The organism is Neisseria bacilliformis (assembly GCF_014055025.1).
Lineage (GTDB): Bacteria > Pseudomonadota > Gammaproteobacteria > Burkholderiales > Neisseriaceae > Neisseria > Neisseria bacilliformis.
Genome location: NZ_CP059571.1, coordinates 1,529,847 through 1,542,316, shown reverse-complemented (window position 1 = coordinate 1,542,316; position 12,470 = coordinate 1,529,847). Strand labels below are relative to the sequence as shown.

11 protein-coding genes are annotated in these 12,470 nt (G+C 61.2%); 5 read left to right on the top strand and 6 right to left on the bottom strand.

Annotation, left to right across the window (positions count from 1 at the left end):
• Nucleotides 1–37: 37 nt before the first annotated feature.
• Complete coding sequence (pheA, locus tag H3L91_RS07545; protein ID WP_007343105.1) at nt 38–1,120, bottom strand: prephenate dehydratase; 1,083 nt, start codon at nt 1,118–1,120, stop codon at nt 38–40.
• A gap of 484 nt (nt 1,121–1,604) precedes the next feature.
• On the opposite strand from pheA, the gene H3L91_RS07540 reads away from it, so the two are divergent.
• Together H3L91_RS07540 and H3L91_RS07535 are read left to right on the top strand one after the other, a co-directional pair.
• On the top strand, nt 1,605–2,708 hold the full coding sequence (locus H3L91_RS07540; RefSeq protein ID WP_007343103.1) for a hypothetical protein: 1,104 nt from the start codon (nt 1,605–1,607) through the stop codon (nt 2,706–2,708).
• On the top strand, nt 2,705–3,169 hold the full coding sequence (locus tag H3L91_RS07535; protein WP_007343102.1) for a low molecular weight protein-tyrosine-phosphatase: 465 nt from the start codon (nt 2,705–2,707) through the stop codon (nt 3,167–3,169). Before H3L91_RS07540 ends, H3L91_RS07535 begins: the two co-directional genes overlap by 4 nt.
• Before the next feature lie 395 nt (nt 3,170–3,564).
• Here the strand turns inward: H3L91_RS07535 and clpB are convergent, their stop codons facing one another.
• Nucleotides 3,565–6,138 carry an ATP-dependent chaperone ClpB gene (gene clpB / locus H3L91_RS07530; RefSeq protein WP_007343101.1) on the bottom strand — a complete coding sequence of 858 codons (2,574 nt, stop codon included), beginning with the start codon at nt 6,136–6,138 and terminating at the stop codon, nt 3,565–3,567.
• A gap of 161 nt (nt 6,139–6,299) precedes the next feature.
• Here clpB and H3L91_RS07525 point away from each other — a divergent pair, with 161 nt between their 5' ends.
• The 3 genes from H3L91_RS07525 to H3L91_RS07515 all read left to right on the top strand — a co-directional run bounded on the left by H3L91_RS07525 (nt 6,300) and on the right by H3L91_RS07515 (nt 8,229).
• Entirely contained in the window at nt 6,300–6,749 is a 450-nt protein-coding gene (locus H3L91_RS07525) for a peroxiredoxin (protein WP_007343100.1), read from the top strand.
• A gap of 4 nt (nt 6,750–6,753) precedes the next feature.
• Entirely contained in the window at nt 6,754–7,626 is an 873-nt protein-coding gene (gene xerD / locus H3L91_RS07520) for a site-specific tyrosine recombinase XerD (protein WP_007343099.1), read from the top strand.
• A 135-nt stretch (nt 7,627–7,761) separates the two neighbouring features.
• Nucleotides 7,762–8,229, top strand: a complete 468-nt coding sequence (locus H3L91_RS07515; RefSeq protein WP_040658971.1) for a hemerythrin domain-containing protein — start codon at nt 7,762–7,764, stop codon at nt 8,227–8,229.
• A 45-nt stretch (nt 8,230–8,274) separates the two neighbouring features.
• Here the strand turns inward: H3L91_RS07515 and H3L91_RS12490 are convergent, their stop codons facing one another.
• The 4 genes from H3L91_RS12490 to H3L91_RS07500 form a co-directional block, all read right to left on the bottom strand.
• Nucleotides 8,275–8,409, bottom strand: coding sequence for a hypothetical protein (locus H3L91_RS12490; protein ID WP_256998604.1), 135 nt, complete (start codon nt 8,407–8,409; stop codon nt 8,275–8,277).
• 249 nt (nt 8,410–8,658) lie between these two features.
• A complete protein-coding gene (gene parC / locus H3L91_RS07510) occupies nt 8,659–10,962 on the bottom strand; it encodes a DNA topoisomerase IV subunit A (protein ID WP_040659551.1) in 2,304 nt (767 codons plus the stop codon).
• Nucleotides 10,963–11,519: 557 nt separating this feature from the next.
• Nucleotides 11,520–12,281 (bottom strand): 3-deoxy-manno-octulosonate cytidylyltransferase, encoded by a 762-nt coding sequence (gene kdsB, locus H3L91_RS07505; RefSeq protein WP_007343094.1) that lies wholly within the window; start codon nt 12,279–12,281, stop codon nt 11,520–11,522.
• Nucleotides 12,278–12,460: a Trm112 family protein gene (locus tag H3L91_RS07500; RefSeq protein ID WP_007343093.1), complete on the bottom strand. Its 183-nt coding sequence runs from the start codon at nt 12,458–12,460 to the stop codon at nt 12,278–12,280. The genes kdsB and H3L91_RS07500 overlap by 4 nt, the downstream gene beginning before the upstream one ends.
• Between the last annotated feature and the right edge of the window lie 10 nt (nt 12,461–12,470).

The following is a 12,470-nucleotide window of genomic DNA, read 5'->3' as shown; positions in this document are numbered from 1 at the left end:
GGACACGCTTGCGGCGCGTGCGGGGTTTCAAACGGTTTCACAAAACGGCGGCGGGATACGAGCCGATGGTTTTGACGAAAACATTGTCGGCGGCGAAGCGTTCGAGTAGGGCGCGCACGGGCGTGTCGCTGCGGTGGCCTTCGATGTCGATGAAGAACACGTATTCCCACAAGCCGGTTTTGCTGGGGCGGCTTTCAAATTTGGTCATCGAAATGCCCGCCGCGCCGAAGGGGGCGAGCAGGGCGGCGGCCGCGCCGGCACGGTTGGGGATGGAGAACAGCAGCGAGGTTTTGTCGCGCCCGCTCGGGGCGGTGTCCTGCTTGCCCAGCACGAGGAAACGGGTGGTGTTGTCCGGCTCGTCTTCGATGTTGCGCGCGAGGGCGGTGAGGGCGTAGCGTTCGGCGGCGGCCGTGCCGGCTATGGCCAGCGCGGTGTCGTCTTCCGAGGCGAGACGGGCGGCTTCGGCGTTGCTGGACACGGGGATGCGTTCGATGCCTGCGGGCAGGTTTTTGTTCAGCCAGTCGTGGCACTGCGCCAGCGCCTGCGCGTGGGCGTACACTTTCTGCGTGCCGTCCAAACCTTCGCGGCGGCGCAAAAGCTGGTGATGGATGCGCAGCACCACTTCGCCGCAGGCTTTGAGCGGCGAGGACACCAGCAGATCAAGGGTGCGGCCGACCGAGCCTTCGGTGGAGTTTTCCACGGGGACGACGGCGTAGTCGGCCTGATCCGCTTCCACGCGGCGCATGCATTCGTCCACGCTGGCGCAGGCGGCGGTGTCGGCGGCATGGCCGAAATGCTTGACCGCCGCCTGCTGGGTAAACGTGCCTTCTGGGCCGAGGTAGGCGATGGTGAGCGGCCGCTCCACGGCCAAGCATTCGCTCATCACTTCGCGAAACAGCCGTGCCATGCCCTCGTCGGACAGGGGGCCTTCGTTCATTTCCTTAATCCGCCGCAACACCTGCGCCTCGCGCTCGGGGCGGTACACCACGCCTGTGCCTTTGAGCTGGCCGATGGCGCGGGCGTGGACGGCGCGTTCGTTTAAAAGTTTCAACACGGCGGCATCGATGCGGTCGATGGCGTCGCGGTGCGGCAGAAGCCGGCGTTCCTGTTCGGCGTTCATGGGAAACCCTTTGCGGTTGGACGAAAGCCGCGCATTCTACCGCAGAATACCCGCCGCGCCGTTTTGAGGCCGTCTGAAAAAACAAAATCCGCCCGCGCCTGCGCCGAAGCCGCGTTTTCAGACGGCCTGCCGCATCCGCCGATGCCGAACCTGACGTAGGGTGTGTTGACATTTCAGCTTGCGAAGCGGATTTCATGTTTCAGACGGCCTCTGCCGCCAAGGCAGGGTGTGCGGCGCAGCCACGTACGCGGTTGCGGAATTTGCGGGGCGGGCATAATAGGGAGGCCGTCTGAAAGTGCCGCTTCGGCGCAGCCAAAACCCGTTTTTGCGTTTTTCAGACGGCCTCACACATGCCGCAGAGGCCGTCTGAAAAACACGGCTTTCGGAAACGCCATCCCCGTGCGGGCGGGTACGGCCTGCAACACAAATTTTGCTATAATCCGCGGCATTTTTTCCGCACCGAACCAGCACAAGAAAGCCCGCCATGTCCGAACACCGCTACCTCCCCGACACCCGCCCCTATCCCGCCGAACCGGTGAAGCGCGAGCTGCTGATGCACGCCGTGCAGGCCGCAGGCGGCGGCGCGGCGGGCAAAATCGCCGCCGAAGCCCTGCGGGCGCAGATACACGGCATGTTGTCGCAAAACTTCTACCTCAACCTCTCCGTCGCCCTGAGCATGACCCCCAGCGCGGATGCCTACCGGCAAATCATGGCGGCGGTGAACGACGTGTTGCAGGCCAAAACCGACGATGAAGCGCAATGGTTCGCCCTGCCCGTGGTTCTGGTGGCCGGCTGCAAAAAAGAAGCCGCCCTGCCTGCCGATACGCCCGTGTCCGAGCTTTGCACCTGCCTTGCCAACTACCCGCACACCCGCGCGCTCACCCGCGCCACCTGGCTGCCGCGCCTCATCACCGCCGGACAGATGTCGGAAATCAACGCCGGACAATGGTTTAAAGCCAAGCAAAGCCCAGAAGCCGCCGCCGCATTTGCCGCCGAGCTGCCGCAAACCGAAAAACTGCCGCTGGCCGAAGGCCAGTCGGTGAGCGCGGCCTTCGCCCTCGGCTACGGCGGCTGCGAACTGGCGGGCGCGTTGGGCAAAAACCTGCAAAACGCCGCCCTGCCGCTGATGCAGGTGTGGATCGAAGCCCTGAAAACCTCCGGCGTAACCCTGTTTGCCAACCCGCTCTCGGCCGACATCCCCCCCGCCGCCCTCACCGCCGCCGGCCACATGCGCCTGCGCATGGCGATGGACGTGTTCGCCGCCAACGCCATCCGCGCCATCCGCATGCAGAGCCCACGCGTCGGCGTGGTGATGGCCGCGCAGGAAGGCGGCAGACTCGTTTTCGGCTTCAACGCCACCGAAAGCCAGTTCGACGTACAGCCGCAAACCTTCACCTGGCCGCTCTCGCCGATGGACGACATCGAAACCGTCCAGCAGAACTTCCTCGACCTTCTGGCCGAATGCCGCGTGGAAAACATCCGCCTGCTGCACGAGCCCATCGGCGAAAACGACGAGCTGCCCGCCTACCCGCAAGCCCTGCGCCTACCCGGCCACAACCCGCTCTACGGCGACGGCGGCGCGTCATGACCCGCGTCCTTTTCGTGTGCCTCGGCAACATCTGCCGCTCGCCGATGGCCGAATACGTCATGCGCCGCACTGCCGCCGAACGCGGCCTGTCCGCCCAAATCCAGGCCGCCAGCGCGGGCACTTCCGGCTGGCACGACGGCGAAGACATGCACCGCGAAACCAAAGCCGTACTGCGCCGCCACGGCATCGACGGCGGCGGCTTCACCAGCCGCCGCGTGGAAAACCGCGACTGGCAGCGGTTCGACTACCTGGTCGCCATGGACAACGCCAACCTTGCCGAACTGGAAAAACGCTTCGGCCGCCATCCCGAAAAACTGTTCAAACTCACCGACCTCATCCCCGAACAGGGTTACAGCCACGTCCCCGACCCGTGGTACACCGGCGACTTCGACGAAACCTACCGCCTGGTCTCCGCCGGCTGCGCCGCGCTGGCGGATAAGATTGCGGCGGCGGGTGGTTAAACGGAGGCCGTCTGAAAAACGTTTTTCAGACGGCCTCTAAACTGTACAAACCGCGTGCGTGGCTGCGCCACACACCCTACGTATCATTCGACATCGAAAAAGGCCGTCTGAAAGTGTAGCTTCGGCGCAGCCAAACCCGTTTTACCGGTTTTCAGAAACGTCATCCCCGCGAAGGCGGAGACGGCCTCTGCCGTTTAGGTAGGGTGTGTGGCGCAAGCCACGCACGCGGTTTGGGTTGCAGGGAAAGTGCGGATTGGTTGAAGCAGCAGAGAACGCGTGCGTCGCCTCGGGGCGACACACCCTACCTTGGGTTCGGCATGGACTGGATGGAAAAAGGCCGTCTGAAAACTGTTTTTCAGACGGCCTTTTCTTCACTTCAAGCCTTCAAGGATTTGTCAGGCAAATGCCAGTCTGCCGTTTTCCACGCCCACATGGATCGTGCTTTCGGGCGCATAGCGGCCTTCGAGTAGGGCTTTGGCCAGCGGGTTTTCGATTTCCGACTGGATGGCGCGTTTGAGTGGGCGTGCGCCGTACACGGGGTCGAAGCCGGCTTTGGCAATCAAATCCAAGGCGGCATCGTCCACTTTCAGGTGCAGGTGCTGCGCTTCCAAACGTTTTTCCAAGCCTTTGAGCTGGATTTTCGCGATGTTGCGGATATTCTCCTGATTCAGTCCGTGGAACACGACCACTTCGTCGATACGGTTGATCATTTCGGGGCGGAAGTAGGCTTTCACTTCTTCCATCACCGCTTCTTTCACGGCTTCGTAATCCTGCGTGCCCATTTGTTGGATGTGCTGGCTGCCGATGTTGGAAGTCATGACGATGACGGTGTTTTTGAAGTCCACAGTGCGACCTTGTCCGTCGGTCAGGCGGCCGTCATCCAATACTTGCAACAGGATGTTAAACACGTCGGGATGGGCTTTTTCCACTTCGTCCAAAAGAATCACGCTGTACGGTTTGCGGCGGACTTGTTCGGTCAGGTAGCCGCCCTCTTCGTAGCCGACATAGCCCGGAGGCGCGCCGATGAGGCGGGCAACGGCGTGTTTTTCCATGTATTCGGACATGTCGATACGGATGAGGTGGTCTTCGCTGTCGAACAGGAAGCCTGCCAGGGCTTTGCACAACTCGGTTTTACCCACGCCGGTCGGGCCTAGGAACAGGAAGCTGCCGTAAGGTTTGTTCGGATCGGCAAGACCGGAACGGCTGCGGCGGATGGCGTCGGACACAGCGCGCACGGCTTCGTCTTGACCGACTACGCGTCGGTGCAATACTTCTTCCATTTTCAACAGCTTGTCGCGCTCGCCTTCCATCATTTTGGCCACGGGAATGCCGGTCATGCGGGAGACGATTTCGGCCACTTCGTCTGCGCCCACTTCGGTGCGGAACAGTTTGTTGGCCTTTTTGCCCTCGGGGTTGCTTTCGGCAGCCTGAAGCTGTTGGCCGAGCTTGGGCAGTTCGCCGTATTCGAGTTCGGACGCGCGGGCAAAATCGCCTTGGCGTTTGGCCTGCTCGATTTTGACTTTGATGTCGTCCATCTGTTTCTTAATGTCGGCGGTGCTGGAAGACGCGGCTTTTTCGGCTTTCCAGATTTCGTCCAAATCGGCGTATTCTTTTTGCAGGCCGTCGATTTCTTCGTCTATCAGTTCCAAACGTTTTTTGCTGGCATCGTCGCTCTCTTTGGCAACGTGCATTTTTTCCATTTTGAGCTGGATGATGCGGCGGTCGAGTTTGTCCATCTGCTCGGGTTTGCTGTCCAACTCCATTTTGATGCGGCTGGCGGCTTCGTCAATCAAATCAATTGCTTTGTCGGGCAGGAAGCGGTCGGTGATGTAGCGGTCGCTCAACTCGGCGGCGGCCACGATGGCAGGGTCGGTGATGTCGATGCCGTGGTGGATTTCGTAACGCTCCTGCAAGCCGCGCAAGATGGCGATGGTATCTTCCACACTCGGCTCGCCCACCAAAACCTTCTGGAAACGGCGTTCCAGCGCGGCATCTTTTTCGATGTACTGGCGGTATTCGTCGAGCGTGGTGGCACCGATACAGTGCAACTCGCCGCGAGCCAGCGCGGGTTTCAACATATTGCCCGCGTCCATCGCGCCGTCGGTTTTGCCCGCGCCGACCAAAGTATGGATTTCGTCAATGAAAATCAGGGTGTTGCCGTCGTCTTTTGCCAAGTCGTTCAACACGCCTTTCAAGCGTTCTTCAAATTCGCCGCGGTATTTCGCGCCGGCAATCAATGCTGCCAAATCCAAAACCAGCAGGCGTTTGTTGCGCAGGGATTCAGGCACTTCTCCGTTAACGATGCGTTGCGCCAAGCCTTCCACAATCGCGGTTTTGCCCACGCCCGGCTCGCCGATGAGCACGGGGTTGTTTTTGGTACGGCGTTGCAGCACCTGAATCGCACGGCGGATTTCGTCATCACGACCGATAACAGGGTCAAGCTTGCCGTCGCGGGCGCGCTGGGTCAGGTCGAGCGTGTATTTTTTCAGAGCATCGCGTTGGTCTTCGGCATTGGCATCGTTCACGTTTTGTCCTCCTCGTACCGCGTCAATCGCGGCATTGATGTTTTGTTCGGTCGCGCCGGCTTCTTTCAAGATTTTGCCGGTGGCGTCGTTTTGCTGCACCAGCGCGAGCAGGAATAATTCGCTGGCGATATAGGCATCGCCGCGCTTCACGGCGGCTTTGTCCATTAAATTCAACACTGCCTGCAACTCGCGGCTGGGCATGATGTCGCCGCCCTGTCCCGACACTTTGGGCAGGCCGTTCAGATGGGCGGCCAGTTTTTGTTTCACCTGCGGCACGTTCACGCCCGCATGCGCCAAGAGCGCGGCCGCGCCGCTGTTTTGGTCGTCGAGCAGGGCTTTGAGCACAAAACCCGCTTCCAGATAGCTGCTGTCGGCGGCCAGTGCGAGGCTTTGGCCTTCCTGCAAAGCCTGTTGGAACTTGGCGGTGAGTTTGTCGAATCGCATAAAGTCTCCTTACATTGTCAATGGTTTCGTCATGGCGGGCTATATAGGGCAGCCTGTGGATAAGTCAAGCGTTAAGATATGCAAAGTGTGGATAACTCGGGCTTGCCTGCGGTTTTCAGACGGCCTACCATCCGCGCTTTTCCCCGTTACAGGTATCTGCCATGAAATACGATTTTACCCTCCCCGCCTCCTCCGGCAAACCTTTCCGCGCCGCCGACCATCTGCCGCTGGTGCTCTATTTCTACCCCAAAGACAGCACCCCCGGCTGCACCACCGAAGGCTTGGAATTCAACGCCCTGCTGGGCGAATTCGCCGCGCTGGGCTACACCGTGGCGGGCGTCTCGCGCGACGGCGTCAAATCGCACCAAAACTTCTGCGCCAAACAGGGCTTCCGCTTCCCGCTGCTGAGCGACGCCGACGAAACCGTCTGCCGCCTGTTTGACGTCATCAAACTGAAAAAGCTCTACGGCAAAGAGTCTTACGGCATCGAGCGCAGCACCTTCGTGTTAAACGGACAGGGCGAAATCGCGCACGAATGGCGCAAAGTCAAAGCCGCCGGCCACGCCCGCGAAGTGCTCGAAACCCTGAAAAGCGGCCAAGGGGCCGTCTGAAAACATGGACGAAACCATCGAACGCCTCATCGACCACCTCTGGCTGCAAGACCGCCTCAGCGCGAACACCCTCGCCGCCTACCGCCGCGACCTCGAAAAAACCGCCGCGCGGCTTTCGGAGCAGGGCAAAGGCTGGCTCGACGCGCAAAGCGGCGACCTGGCCGCAGCCGTTTACCGCGCCGAAGCAAGCCCGCGCTCCCAAGCCCGCGCCCTCTCCGCCTGCAAACGCCTCTACGGCTGGCTGCTCGACACCGGCCAAACCGCCGCCGACCCCACCGAACACCTGCGCAGCCCCAAACAGGAAAAAACCCTGCCCCCCGTCATCGGCGAAGCGCAAATCGACGCCCTGCTCGCCGCCCCCGACGCCGATACCCCCCACGGCCTGCGCGACAAAGCCCTGCTCGAACTGATGTACGCCACCGGATTGCGCGTCAGCGAAGCCGTGCGCCTGCGCCAGGACGAAGCCAAACTGCAAGCGGGCTTTGTTTCCACCATCGGCAAAGGCGGCAAACAGCGCATCGTGCCGATGGGCGAAGAAGCCGTTTACTGGCTCGAACGCTACCTCGCCCAAGCGCGGCCGCAGCTTCTGAAAAACGCCCGCTGCGACGAAATCTTCGTCAGCCAGAAACGGGTCGGCATCAGCCGCCAGCTCGCCTGGATGATTGTGGAAAAACACGCCGCCGCCGCCGGCATCCGCCACCTCTCCCCCCACGGCCTGCGCCACGCCTTCGCCACCCACCTCGTCAACCACGGCGCGGATCTGCGCGTGGTGCAGGAACTGCTCGGCCACGCCAGCATCAGCACCACCGAAATCTACACCCGCGTCGCCGCCGAACGCCTCAAAAGCATCGTCATCGAACACCACCCGCGCGGCTGAAACGCGTGTGTACAGAGGCCGTCTGAAAAACCGTTTTTCAGACGGCCTCATTTGCCCCGTTTTCCAAACATTCCTATAATCCGCACCTTTCAAACCGAGCCGCAGCATAAGCGGCCGAACCACAAGGACCACACCATGACCCTCCACGCCCAATGGCAGAACGCCCCGCTCGGCGACATCACCGCCCACATCGTCCCCCGCTACCATGAAACCCACCGCAGCCAGCTTGCCGCCATGATTGAAGCGGGCGAAGCACTCGACGGCACCGCCGGTTTCCCCGCCGACTTCGTCCCCCTCGTGCAGGCCATTCAAAACGAGCTGCTCAGCCACATGATGAAGGAAGAACGCATCCTGTTCCCCATGATTGAAAACGGCGCGGGCAGCGGCGCGGCCATGCCCATCCGCATGATGATGCACGAACACGGCGACCACCAGGGCGCAATCGGACAACTCGCCGCCGTAACCGCCAACTTCACCGCGCCCGACAACGCCAGCGAAGCATGGCGGCAGCTCTACGCCCTGGCCAAACAGTTTGCCGACGACCTCGCCGAGCACATCGAGCTGGAAGACAACATTCTTTTTGCCCGCACGCTGGCTTCGTAAGCGGCAGCACATCAAAAGGCCGTCTGAAAACCCGTAATACGGTTTTCAGACGGCCTTTTTGCCATTTTGGTGGGTGTGTGGCACAAGCCACGCACGCGGTTTTTGGGCTTGCAGGATGCCGCCAAGGTAGGTTGGGTCGAGATCCAACACCCCCGCAATCCGCCAATGTTGGGTTTGCAACCCAAGCTACCTGCTGAAAAATGTCGGGCATGAATGCCCGACCTACCGACTGCGCTTTCAGACGGCTTCTGTCGTTGGGTAGTGTGTGTGGCGCAGCCACGCACGCGGTTGCGGAGTTGCGGAAAACGCGCGGATTCGCTGCATGGCACAGACCGCGTGCGTTGCCTCGGGGCGACACACCCTACGGAAGATCAGACGCGGTGAGGCCGTCTGAAAACACGCATTGCGGGTTTTCAGACGGCCTCTTGTTCAATCCGCGCCCCTGATGTTTTTCAGACGGCCTGAAAGCTCTAAAACTTTGCCTTTTCTGCTGCGTTTGCCCGCGATGTCTTGGATGCGCAGTTTTTCCTGATGCGCCGCGCCGCGTTTGCCCACCGATTCCACAATAAACTCGGGCGTGGAAACGACGGCGATGTGTTCGAGGCGGAGGTCGTCTGAAAGCGGGGTGAGCTGCAAACCGCGCCCTTTGGGCATCACTTTTAATTCGCCCAGCGGGAAGGCCAGCAGGCGGTTGCCGCTGTCGGCCAGCACCACTTTGCAGTCGGGATTGATGAGCGACGAGGCGTAAACGGGCACGGGCGGCAGCACGGTTTCGCCTGCGTCGAGCGTCATCAGCACTTTGCCGTTTTTGTTGCGGCTGACCATGTCGGCGAGTTTGGCGATAAAGCCGTAGCCGCCGCTGCCGGCCAAAAGATAGTGCTGCTCGGGCACGCCGGTGAGCATGGCGGCAGGTTTCGCGCCGTTTTGTAACTCGATTAAAGACGACACGGGCACACCGTCGCCGCGCCCGCCGGGGATTTCGGCGGCATCGAGCGTGTAGGTGCGCCCCAGTGTGTCGAGGATGATCACAGGCTGCACGGTGCGGCCTTCGAGGGTTTGTTTGAGGCGATCGCCCTCTTTAAAGGCGGTTTGGCTCAAATCGAGGTTGTGGCCCGCCCGGCTGCGTATCCAGCCTTTTTCCGACAGAATCAGGGTAACGGGCTCGTCGGCAGTGGTCTGCGTGAGCACGGCGCGGCCGGCTTCTTCCACCAGCGTGCGGCGTTCGTCGCCGTATTGCTTCATGTCGGCCTGCATTTCTTTGATGATGAGCTTTTTCTTTTCGTTTTCGTCGCCGAGCAGAATGTTCAGACGGCCTTGCTCTTCGCGCAGTTCGTTCAATTCTTTTTCGAGTTTGAAGCCTTCGAGGCGGGCGAGCTGGCGCAGGCGGATTTCGAGAATGTCTTCGGCTTGGATTTCGGTGAGGCCGAACGCTGCCATCAGGTCGGTTTTCGGATCGTCCGACTCGCGGATCACCTTAATCACTTCGTCGATGTGCAAAAAGACTTTCAGACGGCCTTCGAGAATGTGCAGCCGTTTTTCCACCTGCGAGAGGCGGAATTTCAGACGACGTGTAACGGTAACAACGCGGAAATCCAGCCATTCCTGCAAAATGGTTTTCAGGTTTTTCTGCGCGGGGCGGTTGTCCAAACCCATCATCACCAGATTCATCAGCACATTGCCTTCGAGCGAGGTTTGCGCCATCAGCGTGTTGATGAACGCGTCGGTGTCGGTGCGGCTGGATTTGGGTTCGAACACGAGGCGCACGGGGTGTTCGCCGTCGGATTCGTCGCGCACGCGGTCGATCAAATCGAGCATCAGCTTTTTGGTGTTGAGCTGGTCTTGGTTGAGCTGTTTTTTGCCCGCTTTGGGTTTGGGGTTGGTTTGTTCTTCGATTTCGGCGAGGATTTTCGCGGCGTTGGTGTTGGGCGGCAGCTCGGTAACAATCACGCGCCACTGGCCGCGTGCGAGCCGCTCGATTTCGTAACGCGCCCTCACGCGCACGCTGCCTTTGCCGGTTTCGTAAATCTGGCGCAAATCCGCCGCCGGCGTGATGATCTGCCCGCCGCCGGCAAAATCGGGCGCGGGGATAAATTCCATTAGATCAGCCGTTTCCAAATGCGGCTTTTTCAAAAGTGCAATCGCGGCTTGGGTAACTTCGCCCAGATTGTGCGGCGGAATTTCCGTGGCCATGCCCACCGCGATGCCCGACGCGCCGTTGAGCAAAACCATCGGCAGCCGCGCGGGCAGCATGGCGGGTTCTTCAAACGCGCCGTCGTAGTTGGGCACAAAATCCACCGTGCCCTGATGGATTTCCGAAAGCAGCAGCTCGGCAATCGGCGTGAGCCGCGCTTCGGTGTAGCGCATCGCCGCCGCGCCGTCGCCGTCGCGCGAGCCGAAGTTGCCGATGCCGTCGATTAAGGGGTAGCGCAGCGTGAAATCCTGCGCCATGCGTACCATCGCTTCATAGGCCGAGCTGTCGCCGTGCGGGTGGTATTTGCCCAAAATCTCGCCCACCACGCGGGCAGACTTCACGGGCTTCGCACCCGCCGTCAGCCCCATGTCGCGCATGGCGTAGAGGATGCGCCGCTGCACGGGCTTCTGGCCATCGGAAACTTCGGGCAGTGCACGGCCTTTAACCACGCTCATGGCGTATTCGAGATAGGCGCGTTCGGCGTATTGCCCGAGGATGAGGGTGTCGTTTTCGGAAAGGACGGAAGGGGTTTCTTGGCTCATGCGGATGGGATCGGGTGGAAGAAAGGGCGGCATTGTAAAGGAAAACGCAGAGGCCGTCTGAAAACGGGTTTTGGGCATTTTCAGAAACGTCATCCCCGAGCAGGCGGGGACGGCCTCCGATGTTTGGGTGAGCGCAGGTTGGGTCTTGACCCAATATGGTCGGGTAATCGGAGATGTTGGGTTTGCAACCCAACCTGCCTGCTGCACAGCAACCGCGTGCGTGGCAAGCCACACACCCTGCCTTAGCGGTAAGAGGCCGTCTGAAAATGCAGCGTAGTAGGTCGGGCATTCATGCCCGACTGACCGTCGGCAACTAAAACAGGTCGGGCATGAATGCCCGACCTACCGGATACCGGCTCTGCAACAAATGCCCGCAGTCCGCAAATCCCGCAACTGTGCCGCGCACTCTATCCTAACGGCAAAAGGCCGTCTGAAAACTGGATTGTGGGTTTTCAGACGGCCTTTTGTTGCCGAAGGGGTGGTTGCGGGATGGCTGTGCAACAAAGACCGCGTGCGTGGCTGCGCCACACACCCTGCCTTAGGTGATAAAGAGGTCATCAGGCCGTCTGAAAAAGGCGGCGGACGCGGTCGAGGTCTTCCTGTGTGTCCACGCCGGGGGCGGGGGCGGGGGCGGTGTCGGTGCGGACGAGGGCGATGGCGCGACCGTGCCAGAGCACGCGCAGTTGTTCGAGCGATTCGGCCTGTTCGAGCGGGGAGGGGGACAGGGCGGCGTATTCGCGCAGGAAGCCGGCGCGGTAGGCGTAGAGGCCGATGTGGCGCAGGGGCAGGGGCTGCGGCAGTTCGCGCAGGTTCTGCCGCATGGTGTCGCGCGGGTAGGGGACGGGGGCGCGGCTGAAATAGAGGGCGTTTTGCTGCGCGCCGACGACGACTTTGACGACGTTGGGATTAAGAAATTCGTCGAAATCGCGGATTTCGTGGGCGGCGGTGGCCATCGGCGCGTTGCCTGCGGCGAGGGCGGCGGCGGTGCGGTTGACGAGTTCGGGATCGATGAGCGGCTCGTCGCCCTGCACGTTGACGACGACGGCTTCGGGGGCGAGGCCGAGGAGGTCAGCGGCTTCGGCCAGGCGGTTGGTGCCGCTTTCGTGGGACTCGGCGGTGAGCACGGCTTCGATGCCGTGCGATTGGCAGGCGGCTTGGATTTCGGCGGAATCGGTGGCGACGACGATGCGCGAGGCACGGCTTTGCGCGGCGCGTTCGGCCACGCGCACCACCATCGGTTTGCCGCCGATGTCGGCGAGGGCTTTGCGCGGCAGGCGGCTGGATGCGAGGCGGGCGGGGATGATGACGGTGAAGCTCATGAGGCCAGTTCCTCTTCGCTCAATGCGCGGGCTTCGTTTTCGAGCATGTGGGGGATGCCGTCTTTGATGGGGTAGGCGAGTTTGGCCTGGCGGCTCCACAGTTCCTGCTTGTCGCGGCGGTATTCGAGGCGGCCTTTGGTTACGGGGCAGACGAGGATGTCGAAGTATTTTTGTTCCATTGCGGCTTCC